General features: G+C 73.2%; 20 protein-coding genes. 14 read left to right on the top strand and 6 right to left on the bottom strand.

Features of this window, described 5'->3' with window-relative positions; translation table 11 throughout:
- Window positions 1–209 precede the first annotated feature (209 nt).
- Window positions 210–1,175: a DUF5926 family protein gene (locus ACIOC0_RS09555; RefSeq protein ID WP_402154077.1), complete on the top strand. Its 966-nt coding sequence runs from the start codon at window positions 210–212 to the stop codon at window positions 1,173–1,175.
- Between the two features lie 277 nt (window positions 1,176–1,452).
- Here ACIOC0_RS09555 and ACIOC0_RS09550 read toward each other — a convergent pair whose 3' ends face one another.
- Together ACIOC0_RS09550 and ACIOC0_RS09545 are read right to left on the bottom strand one after the other, a co-directional pair.
- Entirely contained in the window at window positions 1,453–2,229 is a 777-nt protein-coding gene (locus ACIOC0_RS09550) for a hypothetical protein (protein ID WP_402154075.1), read from the bottom strand.
- A 56-nt stretch (window positions 2,230–2,285) separates the two neighbouring features.
- Window positions 2,286–2,951, bottom strand: a complete 666-nt coding sequence (locus ACIOC0_RS09545) for a bifunctional DNA primase/polymerase (protein WP_402154073.1) — start codon at window positions 2,949–2,951, stop codon at window positions 2,286–2,288.
- Window positions 2,952–3,467: 516 nt separating this feature from the next.
- Here ACIOC0_RS09545 and ACIOC0_RS09540 point away from each other — a divergent pair.
- The 4 genes from ACIOC0_RS09540 to ACIOC0_RS09525 all read left to right on the top strand — a co-directional run bounded on the left by ACIOC0_RS09540 (window position 3,468) and on the right by ACIOC0_RS09525 (window position 9,331).
- Window positions 3,468–4,973, top strand: a complete 1,506-nt coding sequence (locus tag ACIOC0_RS09540; RefSeq protein ID WP_402154376.1) for a PP2C family protein-serine/threonine phosphatase — start codon at window positions 3,468–3,470, stop codon at window positions 4,971–4,973.
- A gap of 86 nt (window positions 4,974–5,059) precedes the next feature.
- Window positions 5,060–6,529 carry an aminopeptidase P family protein gene (locus ACIOC0_RS09535; protein ID WP_402154071.1) on the top strand — a complete coding sequence of 490 codons (1,470 nt, stop codon included), beginning with the start codon at window positions 5,060–5,062 and terminating at the stop codon, window positions 6,527–6,529.
- 13 nt (window positions 6,530–6,542) lie between these two features.
- Entirely contained in the window at window positions 6,543–7,940 is a 1,398-nt protein-coding gene (locus tag ACIOC0_RS09530) for a PLP-dependent aminotransferase family protein (protein WP_402154069.1), read from the top strand.
- Between the two features lie 110 nt (window positions 7,941–8,050).
- Complete coding sequence (locus ACIOC0_RS09525; protein ID WP_402154067.1) at window positions 8,051–9,331, top strand: MFS transporter; 1,281 nt, start codon at window positions 8,051–8,053, stop codon at window positions 9,329–9,331.
- 174 nt (window positions 9,332–9,505) lie between these two features.
- Here ACIOC0_RS09525 and ACIOC0_RS09520 read toward each other — a convergent pair whose 3' ends face one another.
- From ACIOC0_RS09520 to ACIOC0_RS09510, 3 genes are all read right to left on the bottom strand, one after another.
- A complete protein-coding gene (locus ACIOC0_RS09520) occupies window positions 9,506–10,333 on the bottom strand; it encodes a triphosphoribosyl-dephospho-CoA synthase (RefSeq protein WP_402154065.1) in 828 nt (275 codons plus the stop codon).
- A 10-nt stretch (window positions 10,334–10,343) separates the two neighbouring features.
- Entirely contained in the window at window positions 10,344–11,144 is an 801-nt protein-coding gene (locus tag ACIOC0_RS09515; protein WP_402154063.1) for a protocatechuate dioxygenase, read from the bottom strand.
- Between the two features lie 101 nt (window positions 11,145–11,245).
- Entirely contained in the window at window positions 11,246–11,749 is a 504-nt protein-coding gene (locus tag ACIOC0_RS09510; protein WP_402154061.1) for an ATP-binding protein, read from the bottom strand.
- 243 nt (window positions 11,750–11,992) lie between these two features.
- Between ACIOC0_RS09510 and ACIOC0_RS09505 the strand changes: the two genes are divergently transcribed.
- The 9 genes from ACIOC0_RS09505 to ACIOC0_RS09465 all read left to right on the top strand — a co-directional run bounded on the left by ACIOC0_RS09505 (window position 11,993) and on the right by ACIOC0_RS09465 (window position 22,108).
- Window positions 11,993–12,841, top strand: a complete 849-nt coding sequence (locus ACIOC0_RS09505; protein ID WP_402154059.1) for a hypothetical protein — start codon at window positions 11,993–11,995, stop codon at window positions 12,839–12,841.
- Between the two features lie 128 nt (window positions 12,842–12,969).
- The gene (locus ACIOC0_RS09500) at window positions 12,970–13,719 is read left to right on the top strand and encodes a YcnI family protein (RefSeq protein ID WP_402154057.1); all 750 of its coding nucleotides are present in this window, start codon (window positions 12,970–12,972) and stop codon (window positions 13,717–13,719) included.
- Window positions 13,720–13,798: 79 nt separating this feature from the next.
- Window positions 13,799–14,449 (top strand): SCO family protein, encoded by a 651-nt coding sequence (locus ACIOC0_RS09495; protein WP_402154055.1) that lies wholly within the window; start codon window positions 13,799–13,801, stop codon window positions 14,447–14,449.
- Window positions 14,446–14,910, top strand: coding sequence for a copper chaperone PCu(A)C (locus tag ACIOC0_RS09490; protein WP_402154053.1), 465 nt, complete (start codon window positions 14,446–14,448; stop codon window positions 14,908–14,910). The genes ACIOC0_RS09495 and ACIOC0_RS09490 overlap by 4 nt, the downstream gene beginning before the upstream one ends.
- Window positions 14,911–14,953: 43 nt before the next feature.
- A complete protein-coding gene (locus ACIOC0_RS09485; RefSeq protein WP_402154051.1) occupies window positions 14,954–17,149 on the top strand; it encodes a copper resistance CopC/CopD family protein in 2,196 nt (731 codons plus the stop codon).
- Between the two features lie 8 nt (window positions 17,150–17,157).
- On the top strand, window positions 17,158–18,459 hold the full coding sequence (gene efeB, locus ACIOC0_RS09480) for an iron uptake transporter deferrochelatase/peroxidase subunit (RefSeq protein WP_402154049.1): 1,302 nt from the start codon (window positions 17,158–17,160) through the stop codon (window positions 18,457–18,459).
- A gap of 112 nt (window positions 18,460–18,571) precedes the next feature.
- Window positions 18,572–19,504 (top strand): prephenate dehydratase, encoded by a 933-nt coding sequence (gene pheA, locus ACIOC0_RS09475; protein ID WP_402154047.1) that lies wholly within the window; start codon window positions 18,572–18,574, stop codon window positions 19,502–19,504.
- A gap of 526 nt (window positions 19,505–20,030) precedes the next feature.
- Window positions 20,031–21,308 carry a serine--tRNA ligase gene (serS, locus tag ACIOC0_RS09470; protein WP_402154045.1) on the top strand — a complete coding sequence of 426 codons (1,278 nt, stop codon included), beginning with the start codon at window positions 20,031–20,033 and terminating at the stop codon, window positions 21,306–21,308.
- Window positions 21,305–22,108, top strand: a complete 804-nt coding sequence (locus ACIOC0_RS09465) for a Cof-type HAD-IIB family hydrolase (protein ID WP_351094289.1) — start codon at window positions 21,305–21,307, stop codon at window positions 22,106–22,108. The genes serS and ACIOC0_RS09465 overlap by 4 nt, the downstream gene beginning before the upstream one ends.
- Window positions 22,109–22,480: 372 nt before the next feature.
- Here the strand turns inward: ACIOC0_RS09465 and ACIOC0_RS09460 are convergent, their stop codons facing one another.
- Window positions 22,481–22,762, bottom strand: a complete 282-nt coding sequence (locus tag ACIOC0_RS09460; protein ID WP_402154043.1) for a hypothetical protein — start codon at window positions 22,760–22,762, stop codon at window positions 22,481–22,483.
- Between the last annotated feature and the right edge of the window lie 75 nt (window positions 22,763–22,837).

The following is a 22,837-nucleotide window of genomic DNA, read 5'->3' as shown; positions in this document are numbered from 1 at the left end:
ACGGGGCCAGGGCTCCGGCTGACGGACCGGGGTTCCGGCTCACGGGACCGAAGGCCCGGCTGACGGTTCCGGCGGGCGGGGCGGTTTCGCCGGAGGCGCGGCGGCGGCGCCCCGGCCCGTCCGTCACTGTCCACAGGTCCCCCTGACTCCCCGTACGAACGGCTAGGCTCCCGCCCGTACCAGACGAGCCGTACCCGGGAGACACCCAGATGGCCAAGAAGCGACACCAGACGACGGCCAGGCGGCCGCAGCTCACCGACGGCGAGATCCCGGTCGTCGGCGCGCGGGAGCCCTGCCCCTGCGGCAGCGGCCGGCGCTACAAGGCCTGCCATGGCCGGGCCGCCGCGCACGCCGCGACCGAGCTGGTGCAGCGCCCCTTCGAGGGCCTGCCGGGCGAGTGCGACTGGGTGGCGCTGCGCGAACTGGTCCCCGCCGCCACGGTGGAGCTGCCGCTGAAGGGCGGCCTGCCCGAGGGCGTCCCCTCGGTCACCCTCGCCACGGTGCTGCCGATGGCCTGGCCCGCCCTGCGCCGCGACGACGGCTCGGTCCTGCTCGGTCTGCAGAACGACACGGCGTCCGGCGACATCAGCCGCGACATGGCCGACACGCTCCAGCGCGCCCTGGAGGCGGAGCCGGGCACGCCGATCCAGGCCCGTCGCGCCCCCGCCGACGGTCCGCGGATGCAGGACCTGCTGGACGCCGAAGGCGCCTTCGAGCCAGTTGTGCACAGCGGTTTCGAGTTCTGGGTGCCGGACTCGGAGAACGCGGCCCCGGAGGTGGCGGCCTCCCTGGAGCGGGCCAACGCGGCGGCGATCCCGACCGTGAAGCTCACCGGCGTGGACGCAGCGTACTGGTGCGAGACCCCGGAGAAGAACCACCTGCGGTGGGTCATGCCGCACCCGGAGGAGCAGCTTCTGGACGCCCTCGCGCGGCTGCACGCGGCGGGCCGTTCGAACCTCGGGGAAGGCACGCGTCTGGTGGGCTCGTTCCGTGCGCACGGCCTGACGGTGCCGGTCTGGGACCTGCCGAGCGGCATCTCGGCGGACGACGTGGAGAAGCCGGCGGCCGAGTTCGCCGAGCGGCTCGCCGCCGCCCTGGCCACCGACGCGCCGCTCACCCCCGAGGAGCGTCGCGCGCGCGGCGGACTGACCAACCGGCAGGTCACGCTCAGCTGAGGCGCAGGTCCAAGGCCCGGTCCGGCTGACCGACGGGTCGCTGCCCCGGACCGGGCGGCCCGCGCGGCCCGTCTCACAACTGCCTTGTGGAAAAGGTGAGTCGGTACCGGACATGCCGCTCCGCCGGTGTCCGGAAAGCCGAGGAAAACAGGAGATCGAATTTGCTTGGAGCCGATCTCTTGTTACCGTTCGAGTAGCCCGGTTGCTGGTGCATCCCCCGTCGCCAGCAACCGGGTCTTTCCATGCCCGGCGCCGTTCAAGCGTCGACGGCCGAGCGTCAACTGCCGGTGATCTCCTCGGAGTTGCTGCCGGACCGCAGCAACAGCGGCCCGCCGCCGACACCTCCGGACGCCCCCGCGTCCCCGGCGGCGGTGCCCGTGCCCGCTCCGGCGCTTCCCGCGGCTCCGGCGCCCGCCGTACCCGCCGTGGATCCGCCGGCACCCGCGCCGTCCGCTGCACCCGTTGCGCCCGTTGCGCCCGAGAACTCCGCGACCGCCGTGTACGCCCCCGCGTCGCCCTGCGCGCGCTCACGGGGCGTCTCGCAGGCGCCCGGCTCGTCGTCCGCGCCCACCGCGCAGCGCATCTGCACCGTGCGCCCGTGCGGCCCCATGAAGCTCAGTACGGCGTTCAGGGCACGGCCCGTGGAGTTGCGGTAGTAGGTGCGCGCCCAGGTGTCCTCGCCCTGGGTCAGCACACAGGTCTGCGCCTCGACACCCTCGGGGGAGCTGAGTTCCGGACCGCAGCGGGCGCCGGTCGCCAGCCCGAGGCCCAGCAGACGCGGGGACGCGGAGGGCGTGACGACGGGCGGCCGCGCGTCGTCGGTACTGTGCGCGTCACGCGTACCGTGCGCACCGGCCACGCCCGAGCGGCCCCCGCCCGCCGCGCCGACGGCGCCGCCGCCCGCTCGGCCGTCGGTCACAGGGTCGTCGGCCAGGGGCAGCGGACTCACCGCGAACTCCCCTTCATCGTCCACGGACCCCGCGGACGCCACGGCCAGGGGAAGCACGATCGCGCACACCACAGCGCCCCCGAGGGCGAAGAGACGCAAGCTCATGAAGCGGAAGATAACGAGCGAACGCGTCCGTTCCGTCCGGCGCGCGCCCGACACCCTCACAACTCGGGCGCGCTCACACCCGTACGAGTGAGGGCGTCGACGACCGCGTCCACCACGGCCTCCACGTCGGGCACCCACGGAGTGGCCGAGCCGGGCAGCGGGGCCCGCTCCCAGCGGATCTCCCCCTGGCCGGTCTCGGACGGGGGCAGGGCGAGGTAGCCGCCGTCGCCGTGGAAGCGCAGCGAACCGGGCACGTGGTCCTTGGCGTACAGCAGCTCGCCCAACTGCTCCATGCCGTAAGGGCGGACGAGGATCGCCCAGCGGGTGGGCGAAGCGACGACCGGGCCGAGTCGCATGCCGTCGCGGTCGAGCGCGGCGAGCGCGCGGGAGGCCGCGAGGGCGGGCAGGCTGACCGCACAGGGCGCGCTGCCGCCGGTGGCCAGGACGATCGGGGCGGCCGGCCGGTCCGTCCACCACCAGCGCACCATGCGCGCGTCGGTGGTGGCCGCCAGGAGGCCGGGGTCGAAGGGGTGAGCGCCGGGGACCGGGCACTTGGGGTCGGGGCAGCCGCAGCGGGACGCCGCCTGCGGGTCCGCCGTCACGCCCGGGAGCACGGGCCACTGCCATTCCGTCGCGAAGGTAAGGGCCGCGTCGATCGCCTCAGGCCCCCCGTCGCCGCGCTGGGACAGGAGCCTGCGTCGCCTTCCGAGGATCTCGCGCATGAGCGCTCGTTCCTTTCCGTTGCACCGCTGGCAACACCGTGGGCCACATCACATCGTGTGTCGATCAGTTCACTGTGCGTACCTGTTGGCGCATCACACCCCTGTCGTGGACAAGGGGAACCCCTGGGGGCCGAACATCGGCTGCTTCCGCGGCCACTGGCATCCATACTGCGCCCATCGTGAACATGGGCCTGGCGTAGGGGTGGCGAAGTCTGGCGTTTCTGCGCTCCGCGTACTGCTCTCCGCCTCCGCCACGGGAGGATGGGGCACGGTCGTCGGTGGCTAAGACGCCCGGGTCGGTCACCAGGTTCCGGGTGGCTCCCGACGACCTCTGGTCCTTACCGAGTACGTACCCATCACGACCGCTGTGACGCTCCGTCGAGCAAGCCCAGTCGACCGCAGTCACCCGTCACCTCAGGCAGTTTCAAGCCAACTTCGTTGTTTCGCAAGGGAGCCGGAGGAAGCGTGCCCGACGAAGTCGCCGACCCCACTGACACCGGCGATCCCAGCAGGACAATGCTGGACATCCCCTCTCGAGTGCGTGTACATGTGGAGACACTGCTAGCGACGCAGAACGACATGGGGGTTTGCGATGCTTCCCAGCAATACGCACCGGTCCGAGAGCCGGACGCCATGAACGCCCCCCACCCTTCGAAAGTGGCCGGAATCGATTCAACGGTTCCCCCGCCCGCACACACTGTCGCGCCCGCGCCCCCAGCCACGCCCGCCCCACTGGCCCCGCCCGCCGCGGGAGCGCTCCTGCAGGACCGTCTGGCCGGCTGGGTCTCGGACCTGACCACCCTCCACGAACTCACCGAGCGTCTGGCCCGCACCGACTGCCTCGCGGACGCCCTCCAGGAACTGCTGCGCGCCGGGTCCGCCCTCGTGGGCGCCCGGCGCGGTCTGCTCGTGCTGGAGCCCGCCGACGGGCTCGGCCCGGACACCACGATCGGCCTGGGCCTCGGCCGCGCGGACCTCGGACACATCGAGACCGTCCCGCGCAGTTCCACGGCGTACGGGCGCATCCTCGACGGACTGCCCGACGGCGACGGCGACATCGCCCAGCCCGACCTGTTCGCCGAGGACGGCCTCGACCCCCGCCACCGCGAGGTGGCCGCCCGCCTCGGCTACGCCGCCAGCTACGCCCTGCCGCTCGCCGGCGAACGCGCCGGCCGGCTGGGCGCCGCGGTCTGGCTCTACGACGAGCCCGCCGAGCCGGACGAGCGCAGACGCCACCTGGTCGGCCTGTACGTGCGGCACGCCGCCGAGCACCTCGCCCGGCTCCTGGAGGTCGAGCGCACGCGCGCGTCCATGGCGACGATGACCGAGGAACTGCTGCCCTCCCGGCTGCCGAGGGTGGCCGGCGTGCAGCTCGCCGCGCGGCACCGCACCGGGCCGCGCGGGGGCGGTGACTGGTACGACGCGCTGCCGCTGCCCGACGCGGCCCTCGGCCTGGCGGTCGGCTCGGTCACCGGCTCCGGGCCCAGCGCCGTCGCCGCGATGGGCCGGCTGCGCGCCTCGCTGCGGGCGTACGCCGTGATGGAGGGCGAGGACCCCGTCGCCGTCCTGTCCGACCTGGAGCTGCTGCTGCGGCTGACCGAGCCCGCCCGCTCCGCCACCGCCCTCTTCGCCTACTGCGAGCCCGCGCTGCGCAAGATCACCCTGGCCGGCGCCGGACACTGCCCGCCGCTGCTGGTCGGCGAGCGGCGCACCGAGTTCGTCGAGACGTCCGTGTCCGCCCCGCTCGGCATGCTCGCCTGCTGGGAGGCGCCCAGCGTCGAGGTGGAGGCCGCGGCCGGCGAGACGGTCCTGCTCTACAGCGACGGTCTGCTGCACCGCACCGGCGACTGCGTCGACCGCGCCTTCTCCCGGCTGCACGCCGCAGCGGCCGGGGTGCCCCGGGCGCTGCGCCACGACCCCGGCGCGATCGCCGACCACGTGCTGCGCACGGTGCTGCCGGAGGGCGCGGCCGACCAGGACAGCGCGGAGGACGTGGTGGTGCTGGCGGCGCGGTTCGACTGACGGCGGCCGAGGTCTTCCTCCTCCTGGGCCCCTTCCGTACGACCGTACGATGGACGAGGTCCAGTGCCTTACCTAGGAGGATGACCGTGGCCGATGAGCTCACCCCGGAGACCCCGGAAGCTGAGTCCGAGGAGCCCGTCAAGCAGCGCAAGAACGGCCTGTACCCGGGGGTGTCCGACGAGCTCGCCGAGAACATGAAGTCCGGCTGGGCCGACACCGAGCTGCACGGACTGGAGCCGATCGCCCAGGCGGCCGAGACCGCCGCCCGCCGGGCCGCGCTCTCCGCGCGCTTCCCCGGCGAGCGCCTGGTGATCCCCGCGGGCAACCTCAAGACCCGCTCGAACGACACGGAGTACCCCTTCCGGGCCTCCGTGGAGTACGCCTACCTCACGGGCAACCAGACGGAGGACGGCGTCCTGGTCATGGAGCCCCGGGGCGACGGCCACACCGCGACGATCTACCTGCTGCCGCGCTCCGACCGCGAGAACGGCGAGTTCTGGCTCTCCGGCCAGGGCGAGCTGTGGGTCGGCCGGCGTCACTCCCTCGCCGAGGCGGAGCAGCTGTACGGCCTCCCCGCCTCCGACGTGCGCGAGCTGGCCGAGGCGCTGCGCGAGGCGAGCGGCCCGGTGCGCGTCGTGCGCGGCTACGACGCGGGCATCGAGGCGGCGCTGACCGACAAGGTCACCGGCGAGCGCGACGAGGAACTGCGCGTCTTCCTCTCCGAGGCCCGCCTGGTCAAGGACGATTTCGAGATCGGCGAGCTCCAGAAGGCCGTCGACTCCACCGTGCGCGGCTTCGAGGACGTCGTGCGCGTCCTGGACAAGGCGAAGGCCACCTCCGAGCGCTACATCGAGGGCACGTTCTTCCTCCGCGCGCGCGTGGAGGGCAACGACGTCGGCTACGGCACCATCGCCGCCGCCGGTCCGCACGCCTGCACGCTGCACTGGGTGCGCAACGACGGGCCCGTGCGCCCGGGCGACCTGCTGCTGCTGGACGCCGGCGTGGAGACGCACACGTACTACACCGCCGACGTCACGCGCACGCTGCCCGTCGACGGGCGGTTCAGCGACATCCAGAAGAAGATCTACGACGCGGTGTACGACGCCCAGGAGGCCGGCATCGCGGCGGTGCGGCCGGGCGGAAAGTACCGCGACTTCCACGACGCGGCGCAGCGGGTGCTGGCCGAGCGGCTCGTGGAGTGGGGGCTCGTCGAGGGGCCGGTGGAGCGGGTGCTGGAGCTCGGCCTCCAGCGGCGCTGGACGCTGCACGGCACCGGGCACATGCTCGGCATGGACGTCCACGACTGCGCCGCCGCCCGCGTGGAGTCCTACGTCGACGGGACGCTGGAGCCGGGCATGGTGCTGACCGTCGAGCCGGGGCTGTACTTCCAGGCCGACGACCTGACCGTCCCCCAGGAGTACCGGGGCATCGGCGTGCGCATCGAGGACGACATCCTCGTCACGCAGGACGGCAACCGCAACCTGTCCGCCGGGCTGCCCCGCAGGTCGGACGAGGTCGAAGCGTGGATGGCCGCGCTCAAGGGGTCCCAGGGCTGAGCCCTTTCGGACCATGGCTGATCACGCCGACGGTGTGGTTCCGCTCGCCCTCGGGGGTGCCGGTGTGGACCTGCACCTGGAGGCGGACCCCGCCGATGGGCGTCGTGCCGGGCTCGAACGGGCCCTGCGCGACGCCGTGCGCGACGGAAGGCTGGCACCCGGGACACGGCTGCCGGCCACCCGGCTGCTCGCGGCCGAGACCGGCATCTCGCGCAACACCGTGAAGGCCGCCTACGACCAGCTCGTCGCCGAGGGCTACCTGATCGCGCGGCAGGGCTCGGGCACCCGCGTCGCCGCCCTGCCCCACCGCCCCGCCGAGCCGTCCGGCGCGGCCGCGCACACGGGTGCGCCGCGTTTCGACCTGCGGCCCGGCAGCCCGGACGTCGGGACGTTCCCGGCGGCGGTCTGGCTGCGTTCCCTGCGCCGGGCGATCGCCGCGGCGCCGTCGACGGCGTACGACTACGGCGACCCGCGCGGGCGCGCGGAGCTGCGTACCGCGCTGTCGGAGTATCTGGGGCGGACGCGGGGGGTGATCGCGCCGCCGGAGCGGATCGTGATCACTTCCGGGTGTGTGCAGGGCCTCGCGCTGCTCACGCGCGTGCTGGAGGGCGGGCCGGTGGCCTTGGAGGACCCCGGGCTGCCCTTCCACCGTGAGGTCGTGCGGCACAACGGCGGGGACGTGACCGCGGCTCCGGTCGACGACCTCGGGGTGCGCACGGAGGAGTTGGGAGCGGACGTGCGGGCCGTCGTCGTCACACCCGCGCACCAGTACCCGACGGGTGTGACCCTGCACCCGGCGCGGCGACGGGCTCTGACGGACTGGGCACGCGCGCGCGGCGCGCTGATCGTCGAGGACGACTACGACGGGGAGTTCCGTTACGACCGGCAGCCCGTCGGGGCGCTCCAGGGGATGGCGCCGGATCAGGTCGTCTACCTCGGCACCGCCTCCAAGACCCTCGGGCCCGCGTTGCGGCTCGGCTGGATGGTGCTGCCGCCGGCGCTGGTCGACGCGGTCGCCGACGCCAAGCTGCACAGCGACCACCACACCGAGTCCATCGGCCAGCTCGCCCTCGCCGACCTCATCGCCGGCCACGCCTACGACCGCCACATTCGTGCGTCCCGGCTGCGCTACCGGCGCCGCCGGGACCTCCTCCTGGACCGGCTCGGTGCTCACCGGGGCGTGCGCGGGGTGGCGGCGGGGCTGCACGCGCTGGTGGAGGTCGACGACGAGGCGGAGGTGCTGGCCCGCGCGGAGGCGGAGGGCCTGGCGGTCGGCCGGCTCGGCGAGCACTGGCACACCGCACGCGGCGCGGGCCGTCCGCAGGGGCTGGTGGTCAGCTACGGGACGCCCCGCGAGCGGGTCTATCCCGAGGCGCTGGAGGTATTGGCGAGGGTGCTGGACGGGGGCTGACGGGAGACGGCGGCCGATTGGGCGCGGCCCCCGGCGGGCTCGATTGGACCACTGAGATGTCGTCGGATTGGTGCTGTCGACAGGTCCACCCGGCTTCTAGCGTCGTCGACATGAGGACCTCTCCCCCGCAACGCCTTCTCGCCCTGGCCCAGTTGAGCAACTCGGTCGGGGACGGCGCCTACTACACGACGTCGGCCCTCTACTTCACGCAGATCGCCGGACTCGCTCCCGCGCGCGTGGGGCTCGGGCTGACCGTCGGGTGGGCGGTCGGCTCGCTGGCCGGGGTGCCGCTCGGACGGCTCGCCGACCGCCGCGGGCCGCGCGGCACGGCGGTGCTGCTGGCGCCGGCGACCGGGCTGGCGGTGGCGTCCTTCACGCTCGTGCGGGACTTCCTGCCGTTCGTGCTGGTGGCGTGCGGGTACGCGGCGGCGCAGTCCGGGCTCGCGGCGGCGCGGCAGGCGCTGCTGGCCGGGCTGGTGCCCGCCGGGGAGCGGACCGGGCTGCTGGCGCGGTTGCAGGCGACACTCAACGCCGGTCTGGCGGTCGGGGCAGGCCTCGGCGGGCTCGCCCTGCACGCCGGGACCAGGTCGGCGTACGTCGCGGTGTTCGTGGTGGACGCGGTGAGCTTCCTGGTGTGCGCACTGCTGTTGCTCGGGCTGCCCCGGGTGCCGTGCTCGGCGGAGTCTGCGGTGTCTGCCGTGTCTGCGGCCTCCGTGGCCTCGGTGACCGAGGGGCGTGGGTGGCTCGGCGGTGTGCTGCGGGACCGGCCGTACGCGGTGGTGGCGCTCCTCAACACCGTGCTGCTGCTGCGGCTTCCGCTGCTCAGTCTCGTGCTGCCGTTGTGGATCACGTCGCGGACCGGGGCGCCTGCGTGGCTGGTCTCCGCGCTGTTCGTGCTCAACACCGCCGTGGTGACGCTCTTCCAGGTGCGGGCGGCGCGCGGGGTGACCGGCCTGGACAGCGCCACGCGCGTGTTGCGCCGCTCGGGGTGGGTGATGTGCGCGGCGTGCGCGGTGTTCGCCCTGTCGGCGGGAACCTCGCCGTGGGTCGCGGCGGGCGTGCTGGTGCTGGGGGCGGTGCTGCAGGTCGTGGCGGAGATGGGGCAGTCGGCGGGGTCCTGGCAGCTCTCCTTCGACCTGGCCCCCGCCGACCGCGTCGGCGAGTACCAGGGTCTCTTCGGCACCGGAGTCACCGTGGCCCGCACCCTGGGTCCACTCCTCCTGACCTGGCTCCTCGTCGAATGGGGCACCCCTGGCTGGCTCCTCCTCGGCACGGCCATGCTGGCGGCGTCCTACGCCATGGGCCCCGCGTCCCGCCACGCGGAGAGGGTGGGCGAGGTGAGCCGCACGCGGGGGCTGACGCGGGCGAGCGTGGTGACGCCTCGCTGCTGAACTTCCACTCGGAGTCGGGGCAGTCGTGCCGCTGGGCCAGTACGGGGGAGGACCGCAGCTGAGCGTTTCACGTGAAACACCCGAGGAAGCCCGTACGCCGCTGCTCGGGCGCAGCGGCACCCCGCTGGCGCCGCCTCCGCAGCAGCCGCTGTACCCACGCGCGCCGGGTCGCCTTCACATCCCCCGCGCACCGACCGGCAGCGCGTCCACGAACAGCGCGCCGGCCAGCAGCCCCGCGCTCCCCCGCGGACTCCATCCCCGCGCCACCAGATCCGCGTCGAACACCGCCAGCGCCTCCCAGCCCTCCCCCGTAGCCGTACCGCCCGCCTCCAGCACGCCCCGAGCGCCCTCCTGCACATGCCGTAGGCCCACCGGCCCCGCGACATGCAGCAGCTCCGTGTCCTGGAGCGTGGACATCACCGTCAGCAGAGCGTTCAGACGGGCCTGCGTCTCCGTGGCCCCGGCCGACCGAGTCGTCCCGAGCGCGCCCAACGCCCGCCGCACATGCGGAAAGCCGGCCCGCGCCTCCCCCCGCGCCCCCGCCGCTCCGTACTTCGCCGACACCGTCGACCCCCGCGACGGCCGACGCGGAGCGCCCCGGTCGGGGTGGGCGGCGATCCGCTTCGCGGTCGCGGCCACCTCGTCCCCCCGCGCGCGTGGATCGAGGGCGGCCGCCGCGACCAGCAGTCCGAGCGTCCACAGCGCGCCCCGGTGGCCGCCGCCGGTCAGCTCCACCGAGTGCTCGGCGCACCGCCCGATCGCGCCCAGCTCGGCACGCAGCCCGGGCGAGGGCTCGCCGGTGCGGCGGGCGGCGGCGGCCATCGCCGTGAGGCCGGGGGCGAGCGCCTTGGCCGACCAGCGCAGCCCGCGGTGGTCCCGCCGGGTCGCGCGGGCGGTGAGGTCGCGCGGGTCGGGCAGCCCGGGCTTGGGGGCCAGGGCCAGCTGTCCGGTGAGCGCGGCCACCGCGGCCTGCGCGAGCGTCTCGTCCTCACGGCTGGTCATCGCCGGCACCTCAGGAGGACGCCGAGGTCGAGGGAGCGCCGCTGGGCGGCGTACCGGTGGGCGTTCCGCTCGGGGGTGTGCCGGTCGGAGGCGTGCCCCCGGCTCCACCCGCGCCACCGCCGCCCGCGCCTGTGTTCTCCGCGTCCGGGTCGACCCCGAGCGTGAGGAACCCCTTGCAGCCGCGCGCGGGATCGGCCTTCTTGACCGGCCTCTGGCCGCCGGAGTGCACCTTGACGTGGATGTGGCAGGTGCGCGGGCTGTACCAGCCCGGGAAGATCGTCTCGAACTTGACGACCCCGTTGGCGTTGGCGATCCGGTGGCCGCGCAGGTAGGTGCTGTCGTTCGCGGCGGAGCCGTCCTCGCTCTCGGCCGGGGCCGAGCCGCCGGGGTTGGCGGTGGTGCAGCCGGAGCAGTAGCCCCAGGCGTCGCGCCAGATCTCCACGGCGGCACCGGCGACCGGTGTGCAGCCGTCGGTGGCGTCGACGACGGTGAGGCGCAGGGTGAGCGGGACACCGCTCTTGCCCTCGGTGATGTTCTTGCGCACCAGCGCGCCGTCGAGGTGGTACGGCCCTTCGGTGACGCTCGGCATCAGGCTCATGCGGCTGCCGCTGCTCGAACTCGTCGGAGCGGACGCCGTGTCCGAGGCCGAGGTCGAAGCCGCCGCGGATGTCGGGGCCGCCGCCGACGCGGTCGTGTCGGCGAACGCCGTCCGGTAGCCGGCGACCGCGAGTCCGCCGGCCGCGACCGTGCCGCCGGTCACGGCGAGGGCGCGGCGCCGGGTGAGGGTCTTGTCCTTGTGGTCTCCCGTCATGAACACGCAACGTAGAAGCGCTGCCCGTCAGGGGCATGGGCCGCCGCTGTGGGACGCCTGTGCGTGGTCCCCGGGCCCGGACGATCTCCCCCGCGCACCCCTCAGACCGCCATCAGCGGTGCGTCCTTCCGCCACTTGAGGATCTTGTCGAAGCTCACCACGGCCCCGGCCCGGCCCGGCTTGTTGCCGATGTGGACGTGGTCGGCGAGCTCCCGGATGAGGTAGAGGCCGCGGCCCTGCTCGGCGTCGACGCTCACCGGCACGGGCGTCGGAGCGGGCGCCGGTGCCGGGGCAGCGGTGGGCACTGCGGCGAGGGGAGGGGCGGGGCGTTCGGGGGTGAAGCCGGGACCGGAGTCGGCGACCTCGATGCGGCACTTCTCGCCGTCGAGGTAGGCGGTCACGCTGTACGCCTGCGAACAGCCGCCGTGAGCGGTGTCCCCGCCGTGCTCGACCGCGTTGGCGCAGGCCTCGCTCAGCGCGACCGAAAGGTCGTAGGACACATCGGGATCGACGCCCGCCGTCTCCATGGTGCCGAGCAGCAGGCGCCGGGCGAGCGGCACGCTCGCGGCCTCGCGCCGCAGATGGAGTGACCACCAGATGCTCATGCTCCAGCCTCCAGGCCGCGGCTCGACATACCCCTACGTATTGCCGCCATGGGCGCTGAGTAAGCGCGGATCCCACGTGATGCCGCCCATACGGTGGGCGCGCGGGCCACCGGATCCGGTGTATGTGGGGGTCCGGGGGAACAGGGGGCGGCTGTCACACCAGAGGGTGATCTTCCGCGGGGCCGGGAACCTTGTGGACCTGCCGTGTGGCCGCGGTGAGGCCAGTGCGATGATGAGCCCGCCATGTTCCACCGCCCCTTGCGCACGACGCGCTCCGGAGACGATCTCCGGCTGCTGCGGGCCGCGATGTTCGCCGCGGTCTGCGCCGTGCTGGCCGCGGCCGGGCACACCATGGCCTCCTGCGCGACGGTCCCGCTGTGGACGCTGGGCGCGGGGTTCCTGGGGGTCTTCCTCGTCGTGGCGCCGTTCGCCGGGCGCGAGCGCTCACTGCCGGGCATCGCCGCGCTGCTCGCCGTCGGACAGACCGTGCTGCACGCGCTGTTCGGACTGGGCCAGCACGGGGCGACGGCCGTCGCGTCCACCTCGAAGACCGTCTCCGACGCCGCGCTGGTCGAACAGGCCGCCCGCCTGGTGTGCGGGAGCACCGCGGCGGCGATCACGCCCTCCCAGGCGCTGAAGATCCTCGTCGAGGCGCGGGTCCGCCCGGCCGGCGGCTCGGGTGTCGGCGCCGACAGCGGCGGCACGGTCATGAGCTCCGCGCATCACACCACGGACGCCCTGTCCACCGCCGGGTCGACGACGGCGCTGCTGCCGTCCCTGCCGATGATGCTCGCGCACCTCCTCGCGGCCGTCGCCGCGGGCTGGATGCTGCGGCGGGGCGACACCGCCCTGCTGCGCCTGACGGAACTGTCGGCGCAGGGCGTCGCCGAAAGGGCGCTCATACGGTCGCTGCGCGGGGCGTTCGCCCTGGCACGCGCCCTGTACGTGGGGCTGGGCGCCGCGCCGCAGGAAGGCCCCCGCCCTCCGCGCCCCACCGCGTCCACGCTTCCCAAGCCGCCCGCCGACGTACTCCAGCACACGGTGATCAGGCGCGGCCCGCCGGCCGCCGCCGCTCTCGTCCTCGCTGCCTGACGCGACGCGACCAGCACTCCACCACACGGGGGGCGGCCGCCGTCGTCGCGGCACGCGCGCGTGCGCACACTCGCGTGCTCACGTCCCACCACCATCACCTCTCACTCAGAGTGGAGTGCTTCGCTGTCATGAAGGCTTCTCGTCTCGCCGCCGTCGCCGCCGGCTCCGCCGTCGCCGTGTTCGCCCTGTCGTCGCCCGCCTTCGCGCACGTCACCGTGCAGCCGGAGGGCACGGCCGCCAAGGGCGGATACGCCGTCGTCAACTTCCGCGTCCCCAATGAGCGCGACAACGCCTCGACGGTCAAGCTGGAGGTCAACTTCCCGACCGACGCCCCGCTCGCCTCGGTGCTGCCGCAGGACGTCCCGGGCTGGAAGATCGCCGTCACCAAGAGCAAGCTCGCCAAGCCGCTCGACCTGCACGGCCGGCAGATCTCCGAGGTCGTCTCCAAGGTCACCTGGACCGCGGACGGCAAGGGCATCGAGCCCGGCCGCCTCCAGCAGTTCCCGGTCTCCATGGGCGCGCTGCCCGAGAAGGCCGACCAGGTCGTCTTCAAGGCGATCCAGACGTACTCCAACAAGGAGGTCGTGCGCTGGATCGAGGTCCAGGAGAAGGGCAAGGAGGAGCCCGACACCCCGGCCCCGGCGCTCACCCTGTCCGACGCCGCCGACGGCCACTCCCACGGCGCGGCCGCCGGTGACTCCTCCGACGACGCCGACGACGCCAAGCCGGCCGCCGCCGCCACCGAGGCCTCCGACTCCTCCGGCGGCAGCGACACCACCGCTCGCGTCCTCGGCGTCGTCGGCATCGTCGTCGGCGCCGCCGGTGTGGCGTACGGCGTGCTCGCGGGCCGTCGCCGCGCCGACTCCTCCGCCTCCTGACGCCAGGCCGTCCGCGGCGTGTGCCGGGCCCGCGCGGCCCGGCACGCGCCGGACTCCACCCCACCCAGGACTTCTCCCCATGCGCAAGAAGAAGCTCGCCGCGGCCGCCCTGCTCGCCGCGGCCGCCCTGACCCTCTCCGCCTGCGGAACCGACAAGGACGACGCCGGCCCGGCCGCCGTCGTCTCACAGGAAGGTCCCCAGCAGGCCGCGACCGTCCTCGACCAGCCCTTCACCAAGCCGAACCTGGTCCTGACCGACACCCAGGGCAAGGAGTACGACCTCCGCAAGGAGACCGCCGGGCACCCGACACTGGTGTACTTCGGCTACACCCACTGCCCCGACGTCTGCCCGCTGACCATGAGCAACATCGCCGTCGCGAAGAAGCAGCTGCCCAAGGCGGAACAGGACCAGCTGCGCATCGTGTTCGTCACCACCGACCCCCAGCGGGACACCCCGGCCGCGCTCGGTGCCTGGCTCAAGGGCATCGACCCGCAGGCCGTCGGCCTCACCGGCGACTTCGCCACCATCCAGGCCGCCGCCCGCACCCTCGGCATCACCATCGAGCCGCCGCACAAGGACAAGAACGGCAAGACGGTCTCGACGCACGGCACCCAGGTCATCGCCTTCTCCCCGAAGACGAACGGCGGATACCTTCTCTACCGCGAGGGTGTCACCGTCGACCAGTACGCCAAGGACCTGCCCAAGATCGTCAAGGGACAGACCCCGTGAAACGGTTCGCCACCGCCACCGCGACCGCCGCCGTCTCCGCTCTGACCGGCGCCCTGGTCCTCGCGGGCTGCGGCTCCGGCGCGTCCGCCGCCGAACTGTCCGTGAGCGCCGCCTACATGCCGCAGCCGGTCTCCGACAGCATGGCGGCCGGCTTCCTCACGATCACCAACGAGGGCGGCGCCAAGGACGAGCTGACCTCCGTCACCAGTGACGTCGCCGGCAGCGTCACCGTCCACGAGACGGTCGACGGCGCCATGCAGGAGGTCGACTCGCTCGACGTCCCCGCCCACGGGCAAGTGGTGCTCGCCAGCGGCGGGAACCACCTGATGTTCGAGAAGCTGAAGCGCAAGCCGAGGCAGGGCGAGAAGGTGAGCCTGAAACTGCACTTCGCCGAGTCCGGGACCGTCGAGGTCGCGATGCCGGTGGAATCCGCCACCTACACCCCGAAGACCGGGCACTGAAGGGCTCCGAGGGCCCCTGAGCGCCCCTGAGGGAAGGACCGCCGTGACCCACCAGACCACCGCTCCCCGACTCCGGACGCTGGTGCTGCTGCTCCTGGCCGTCGCCGGCGCGCTCCTCGCCGCCGCCGGGCCGGCCTCCGCGCACGCCGCGCTGACCGGCAGCGACCCCGCGCAGGGGACGGTGGTCGACAAGGCACCCACGCAGGTGTCGCTCACCTTCTCCGAACAGGTCGCGATGAGCGACGCCTCGCTGCGCGTGCTCGACCCCAAGGGCACACGCGTCGACACCGGCGAGCCGACCGACGTCAGCGGCACCACGTACGCCGTGCGGTTGCACCCGGGGCTGCCCGACGGCACGTACACCGTGACCTACCAGGTGGTGTCCGCCGACAGCCATCCCGTCGCCGGCGCCTACACCTTCTCCATCGGCGCCCCCTCCGCGACCAGCGTCCCGGCGTCCGCGCAGGAAGCCGGCGGCGGGGTCGTCGGCGGGCTGTACGGGTTCGGACGGTACGCGTCCTACGCCGGGTTCATCGTCATGGTCGGCGGCGCCGCGTTCGTGCTGGCCTGCTGGCCGGCCGGCGCCGGGGTGCGCGTGCTGCAGCGGCTCGTCGTCTCCGGCTGGCTCGCGCTCACGTCGGCCACCCTGTTCCTGCTGCTCCTGCGCGGCTCCTACACCGGGTCCGGCAAGCTCGGCGACGTCTTCGACCTCGACCTGCTCGGGCAGGTCCTCCAGACCAAGACCGGCGCCGCCCTCGTCTCCCGGCTGCTGCTGCTCGCGGCGGCCGCGCTCTTCATCGCCGTCCTGTTCGGCGCCTACGACAAGCGCGAGGACGAGGAGAAGCGGGACCTGACCTTCGGGCTCGCGATCGGCGGGACCGTCGTGGCCGGCGGGCTCGCGGCGAGCTGGGCGATGGCCGAGCACGCCTCCACCGGGCTCCAGCCGGGCATCGCGATGCCGGTGGACATCGTCCACCTGCTGGCCGTCGCCGCCTGGCTGGGCGGACTGTGCGCACTGCTCACGGCGCTGTACCGGGCGGAGAACCCGGTGGAGCCGTCGGCCGTCCGTCGGTTCTCGAAGGTCGCCTTCGGCAGCGTGATCGCCCTCCTCGCGACCGGCGTCTACCAGTCGTGGCGCCAGCTCGGCTCCTGGTCGGGCTTCACCGAGACCCGCTACGGGCAGCTCCTGCTCGTCAAGATCGGCCTCGTGGCCCTGCTCGTCGGCATCGCCTGGATCTCCCGCCGCTGGACGGCCCGGCTGGCCGAGCCGGCGGCCTCGCGGCAGCAGCAAGCGGCGACGACTGAGGAGACTGCGGGGGCGGCGGCGACTGAGGAGCGGGCGGGGGCGGCGGCGACTGAGGAGACTGCGGGGGCGGCGGCGCTTGCGGAGCGGGCGGGGGCGGCGGCTGCCGGGCGCGCGGACTCTCCCGGGCGCGAGAGGCCGGCGGCAGAGGATCAGCCGGCCGAGATCACCGAGGCCGAGGCCGCCGAGGAGGCGTCGAGCGAGGGGGCCGGGGCGGCCGAGCGGACCGGGTCGACCCCGGGGGCAGGGGCAGCCGAGCGGGCAGGATCGAGCACGGGTACGGCGAAGGCGTCCCCGAGCGAGGCGGAATCCGGTCCGGGTGCGGGTGACTCCGGCTCGGGCGACGCCGGCGCGGCCGATTCCCGGCGGGCCGCGCAGCTCGCGCGGCAGCGCGCCGCCGTCGACGCCGCGCGGCAGAAGCGGCTGCGGGACGCCGACCCGAACCGTTCCGGGCTGCGCCGCTCGGTGCTGGCCGAGGCGGGCGTCGCCGTGGTGCTGCTCGCCGTGACCACCGCCCTGACCTCCACCGAGCCCGGCCGTACCGAACTGGACGCCAAGGCCGCCACGGCCGCCGTCGCGTCGTCGGACGCCGCGGGAGCCGTGACCCTGGACATGTCCTTCGACACCGGCGGCGCCAACGGCAAGGGCGTCGTCAGCGTCGACATCGATCCGGCGCGGATCGGCGCCAACGAGATGCACGTCTACGTCACCCGCCCCGACGGCCGCGCCTTCGACGTCCCCGAGGTGAAGGTCGCCTTCACCCTCGAAGCCAAGAGCATCGGGCCGCTGGCCATCACCCCCGACCACATCACCACCGGCCACTGGTCGGCCGGCGGAGTGCAGATCCCCGTGGGCGGCGAATGGCAGGTCGCCGTCACCGTCCGGACCTCCGACATCGACCAGGTGACCGTCTCCAAGAACGCGCAGATCGGCTGAACCCCACCATGCCCGAACAGACCCGCCCGGTGACCCCCGCCCCCGCGACCAAGGCGTCCGCCGAGAAGTCGCCCTCCGCCAAGCCCTCCGCCGAGGGCCTGACCCGGCGCAAGCTGCTCGGCACCGCCGGCGCCACCGGGCTCGCGCTCGGTGCCGCGGGCGGCGCCGCCGGCTATGCCGCGGCGCCGGCACAGGCGACCCCGCTGTCCTCGATCGGGTCGGAGCAGGCGCTGTTTCACGTGAAACACCAGCCCGGCATCACCCAGGGGCTCCAGGCTCGGGGCCATCTCGTCGCCTTCGACCTCACGCCGGGCGCGGGCCGTAAGGAGGCCGCCGCGCTGATGCGCCGCTGGTCGCAGACGGCGCAGCGGCTGATGGCGGGCGAAGCCGCCCCGCACGAGGACACCGACGTGGCCCGCGACGCCGGCCCGTCCTCGCTGACGATCACCTTCGGCTTCGGCCACAGCTTCTTCACCCGCACCGGCCTGGAGAAGCAGCGTCCTGTTTCCCTGGACCCCCTGCCCGCCTTCTCCTCCGACCAGCTCGACCGGTCCCGCAGCGACGGCGATCTGTGGGTGCAGATCGGCGCGAACGACGCCCTCGTCGCCTTCCACGCCCTGCGCGCGATCCAGAAGGACGCGGGCAGCGCGGCCCGTGTGCGCTGGCAGATGAACGGCTTCAACCGCACGCCGGGCGCGACCGCCCACCCCATGACGGCCCGCAACCTGATGGGCCAGATGGACGGCACGCGCAATCCCAAGCCGGCCGAGCCCGACTTCGAGAAGCGGATCTTCGTGCCGGCCTCGGGGTCGAACGACCCGGCCTGGATGGCCCACGGTTCTTACGCCGTCGTACGCCGGATCCGGATGCTCCTCGACGACTGGGAGAAGCTGTCGGTCCCGGCGCAGGAGCAGGTCATCGGGCGCCGCAAGTCCGACGGAGCGCCGCTGACCGGGGGCTCCGAGACGACCGAGATGGACCTGGAGAAGACCGACGCCAACGGCGATCTGGTGGTCCCCCTCAACGCGCACGCGCGCATCACCCGGCCCGACCAGAACGGTGGCGCGGCGATGCTGCGACGGCCGTTCTCGTACCACGACGGCATCGACCGGGACGGCACCCCGGACGCGGGCCTGCTCTTCGTCTGCTGGCAGGCCGATCCGCTGCGCGGCTTCGTCACCGTGCAGCGCAAGCTGGACCGCGGGGACGCGCTGTCGAAGTACGTCCGGCACGAGACCAGCGGGCTGTTCGCCGTGCCCGGCGGGGCCGCCGAGGGTGAGTACGTAGGTCAGCGGCTGCTGGAGGCGTGAGGAGCCCCGCGAACCGCCGCGGCCGGTGTGGGGTTACGCGGGTTCACTCACCTGAGGGGTCGGTGTGAGAGACGGGTCCACCCGATCCCGCAAGGCCCATTAGGGTGAGGTCATGCCAGCGAGCTACGCCTATCTCGGCCCCGAGGGCACCTTCACGGAGGTCGCCCTGCGCACGCTTCCCGAAACGGCCACCCGGCAGTTGGTCCCCTACGTGTCCGTGCAGTCCGCGCTGGACGCGGTGCGCACCGGCGAGGCCGAGGCGGCGTTCGTGCCGATCGAGAACTCCGTGGAGGGCGGGATCACCACGACCCTCGACGAGCTCGTCGCGGGCACGCCGCTGATGATCTACCGCGAGGTCCTGCTGTCGATCACCTTCGCGCTGCTGGTCCGTCCCGGCACGAAGCTCGCGGACATCAAGACGGTCACCGCCCATCCGGCCGCCCAGCCGCAGGTGCGCAACTGGCTGAAGGCCCATCTCCCGGACGTCATCTGGGAGTCGGCCGCCTCCAACGCCGACGGTGCTCGTCTCGTCCAGGAGGGCCGCTACGACGCCGCCTTCGCGGGCGAGTTCGCGGCCGCCCGGTACGGCCTGGAGGCCCTGGAGACGGAGATCCACGACGCGGAGAACGCGCAGACGCGGTTCGTGCTGGTGGGCCGTCCGGCCCGGCCCCCGGCGCCGACCGGGGCGGACAAGACCTCCGTCGTGCTCTGGCAGCGTGACGACCACCCGGGAGGGCTGCGCGACCTGCTCGGGGAGTTCGCGACCCGCGGCATCAACCTCATGGTGCTGCAGTCCCGGCCGACCGGCGCCGGCATCGGCAACTACTGCTTCTGCATCGACGCCGCCGGCCACATCACCGACCGGCGGATGGCCGAGGCGCTGATGGGGCTGAAACGGATCTGCCGCGATGTGCGGTTCCTCGGCTCGTACCCGCGCGCGGACGCGGTGGCGGCGGACATCCCCGCGCCGCTGCCCGGAACCTCGGAGGGCGAGTTCGTCGCGGCGGCGGACTGGGTGGCACGCTGCCAGGACGGCCGTTTCTAGACCCGTTCTACATATCTTCGTTATCCACAGGCGTTATCCACAGGTTGGCTTCTCGACCTGGGGACAAGTCGACATCGATGGGCCGTCCGGTCGACAAATCGCCCTACAGGCCGCACGCGCAGCCAGAGCGGCACACGTCACCGTTAGTCCATCCGTTTCCCTCGATCAAGCCTTTGGGGTGACCCATTTCCACTCGAAAGTGGGGGTGCAGTCGGCGCGGAACGGGAATTCCGCACCGCTCGACCAGCTCTCGGAATGATCAATTCCAGTATCCACAGACCTTTCGCACACCCTGTGGATAACTTTCCCTCATCCTGCATCCCCTGTGGACAACGACGACCCAAGTCGCCCCCTGCGCAAGGAAGTCGGGTCAACGCGCCGCGCGTGGCCTGCCTCGTCCCAGGGAGTGAGACTCTTTCCCTTGACCCGTTCGGCAATTGCCTCATAACTCCCCGTAAGCCGCGAATCGCCACCGCGGGGAATAGTGAGTCGTGAGCGCTCACGCCGCACCGGTAGCCTTGACCGCGTGATTGACCTTCGCCTGCTCCGTGAGGACCCCGACCGTGTGCGCGCGTCCCAGCGCGCCCGTGGAGAGGACGTCGCCCTCGTCGACGCTCTCCTGTCCGCCGACGAGCGGCGCAGGTCGTCCGGCGTCCGCTTCGACGAGCTCCGCGCCGAACAGAAGCAGCTCGGCAAGCTCATCCCCAAGGCCTCCCCCGAGGAGAAGGCCGAGCTGCTCAAGCGCGCCGAACAGCTCAAGGCCGACGTCAAGGCCGCCGAGACCGAGCGCGACGCCGCCGACGCCGAGACCCAGGAACTGCTGCTCAGGCTCGGCAACCTCGTCCACCCCGACGTGCCCGTCGGCGGCGAGGAGGACTTCGTCACGCTGGAGACGCACGGCGAGATCCGCGACTTCACCGCCGAGGGCTTCGAGCCGAAGGACCACCTCGAGCTCGGCCAGATCCTCGGCGCGATCGACGTCGAGCGCGGCGCGAAGGTCTCCGGCTCCCGCTTCTACTTCCTCACCGGCGTCGGCGCCCTCCTGGAGCTCGCCCTGGTGAACGCGGCGATCGCGCAGGCGACGGCGGCCGGCTTCACGCCGATGCTGACGCCCGCCCTGGTGCGCCCGCAGTCCATGGCCGGCACCGGCTTCCTCGGCCAGGCCGCCCAGGACGTCTACCACCTCGACAAGGACGACCTCTACCTCGTCGGCACCTCCGAGGTCCCCCTCGCCGCGTACCACATGGACGAGATCATCGACGCCGAGCGGCTGCCGCTGCGCTACGCGGGCTTCTCCCCCTGCTTCCGGCGCGAGGCCGGCTCGCACGGCAAGGACACCCGGGGCATCTTCCGCGTGCACCAGTTCGACAAGGTCGAGATGTTCACGTACGTCACTCCCGAGGACTCCCAGGCCGAGCACCAGCGCCTGCTGGAGTGGGAGAAGCAGTGGCTGACCTCGCTGGAACTGCCGTTCCGCGTGATCGACGTCGCCTCCGCCGACCTTGGCTCCTCGGCCGCCCGCAAGTTCGACTGCGAGGCGTGGATCCCCACCCAGGGCAAGTACCGCGAGCTGACCTCGACGTCGGACTGCACGGAGTTCCAGTCCCGCCGTCTGTCGATCCGCTACCGCGAGGGCAAGCAGGTCCGCCCGCTGGCCACGCTCAACGGCACGCTGTGCGCCGTCCCTCGCACCATCGTGGCGATCCTGGAGAACCACCAGCAGGCCGACGGCTCCGTGCGCGTACCCGAGGTGCTGCGGCCCTACCTCGGCGGGCGTGAGGTGCTGGAGCCGGTGTCCAAGTGAGCGAGGGCTTCCCCCACCGGCTCATCGCCACCGATCTCGACGGGACGCTCCTGCGCTCCGACGAGTCGATCTCGCGGCGCACCCGCGACGCTCTCGCCGCGGCCACCGCGGCGGGGGCGGCCCACATCGTCGTCACCGGCCGTGCGGTCCCCTGGACCCGCCACATCCTCGACGAACTGGGCTACAACGGCCTGGCCGTCTGCGGCCAGGGAGCCCAGGTCTACGACGCCGGCGCGCACCGCCTGCTGACCTCGGTCACCCTGGACCGGCAGCTCGCCGGGGTGGCGCTCGCCAAGATCGAGGCGGAGGTCGGTCCGCTGTACCTGGCGGCGAGCCGCGACGGACTGGACGGAGACGTCCTGGTCGGCCCCGGCTACTCGGTCACCGGCAAGCTCCCGGCGACGCCGTTCACCGACGCGTCGGATCTCTGGTCGGCACCGCTGAACAAGATCTACATCCAGCATCCCGAGCTCTCGGACGACGACCTCGCCGAGGCGGCCCGCCGCGCCGCCGGCGGCTTCGTCACCGTCGCCCTGGCCGGCGCGGGCATCGTGGAACTGCTCCCCCTCGGCCTCTCCAAGGCCACGGGGCTCTCCCTCGCCGCCCGCCGCCTCGGCCTCAAGTCCGCCGACACGATCGCCTTCGGCGACATGCCCAACGACATCCCTATGTTCGCCTGGGCGTCCCGAGGCGTGGCCATGGCCAACGCACACCCCGAACTGAAGGCGGTGGCGACCGAGGTGACGGCTTCGAACGAGGACGACGGCATCGCCCTGGTGCTGGAGAAGCTGCTTCCCTGACGGGTCCCCGAGCCGCTCGCGCCGAGCCCCCGGGATACCGCCGGAGATCAGGGCCGGGGTGGGGCGGCCTCACGCGGCAGTGATGCCGCGTGCTCGAAGCGGCCGCCCCCGGGCAGCTCCCCGTGCGGGGCGGGCTCGGACGGAGCGTGTCACCGCTCCGGAGCCCGCCGCGGGCTGCCCTGCCGGGAGCCGGACGTCATGCCGTGCATGGGCGTCGTCCCGCTCCTCCCCGGTTCCTGACACCGGCTCTCGCCGGCGTTGCGGACATCACCACTGTGCCGGGCGGACGAGTGGGACGCCACCGAATAAAACGGCCGTTCGACACAAGGCCGGTGACCTGCGCGGAGGCGACCCCGGGGATGTCCCGGGCGTCTACCGGCGCCGCCATCTCCACCGGCGCGCCTTGCTGAAGAACCAGCCGGCCGGCGGCTCGTCGGACCGCCACGGCTGCGGCTCGGGCTGCTCGACCCGCCAGCGGGCCGCGAGCATCCGGGCACGGGCGGACGGCTCCGACGTCCCGGCGGCCCGTACGAAGTCCTCGTCCAGCACCAGGCCGTCCCAAGCCGCGTCCAAGGCCCCGTCCCCGACCGGACCGTCGGCCTGTCCGCGCTCGCCCCGCTCGCGGCTGCCGTGCCCCGCCGTCTCGTCCGCCACAGCAGTCCTCCCCTCCGCCGGTGCCCTCTTCGCAATCCTTGACGCCGCTTGGCGTCTCTTGATGCCTCTTGGCAT

The organism is Streptomyces sp. NPDC088254, assembly GCF_044740925.1.
Lineage (GTDB): Bacteria > Actinomycetota > Actinomycetes > Streptomycetales > Streptomycetaceae > Streptomyces.
Note: the sequence above shows the minus strand (reverse complement) of the source record. Positions and strands in the feature narration are given on the sequence as shown.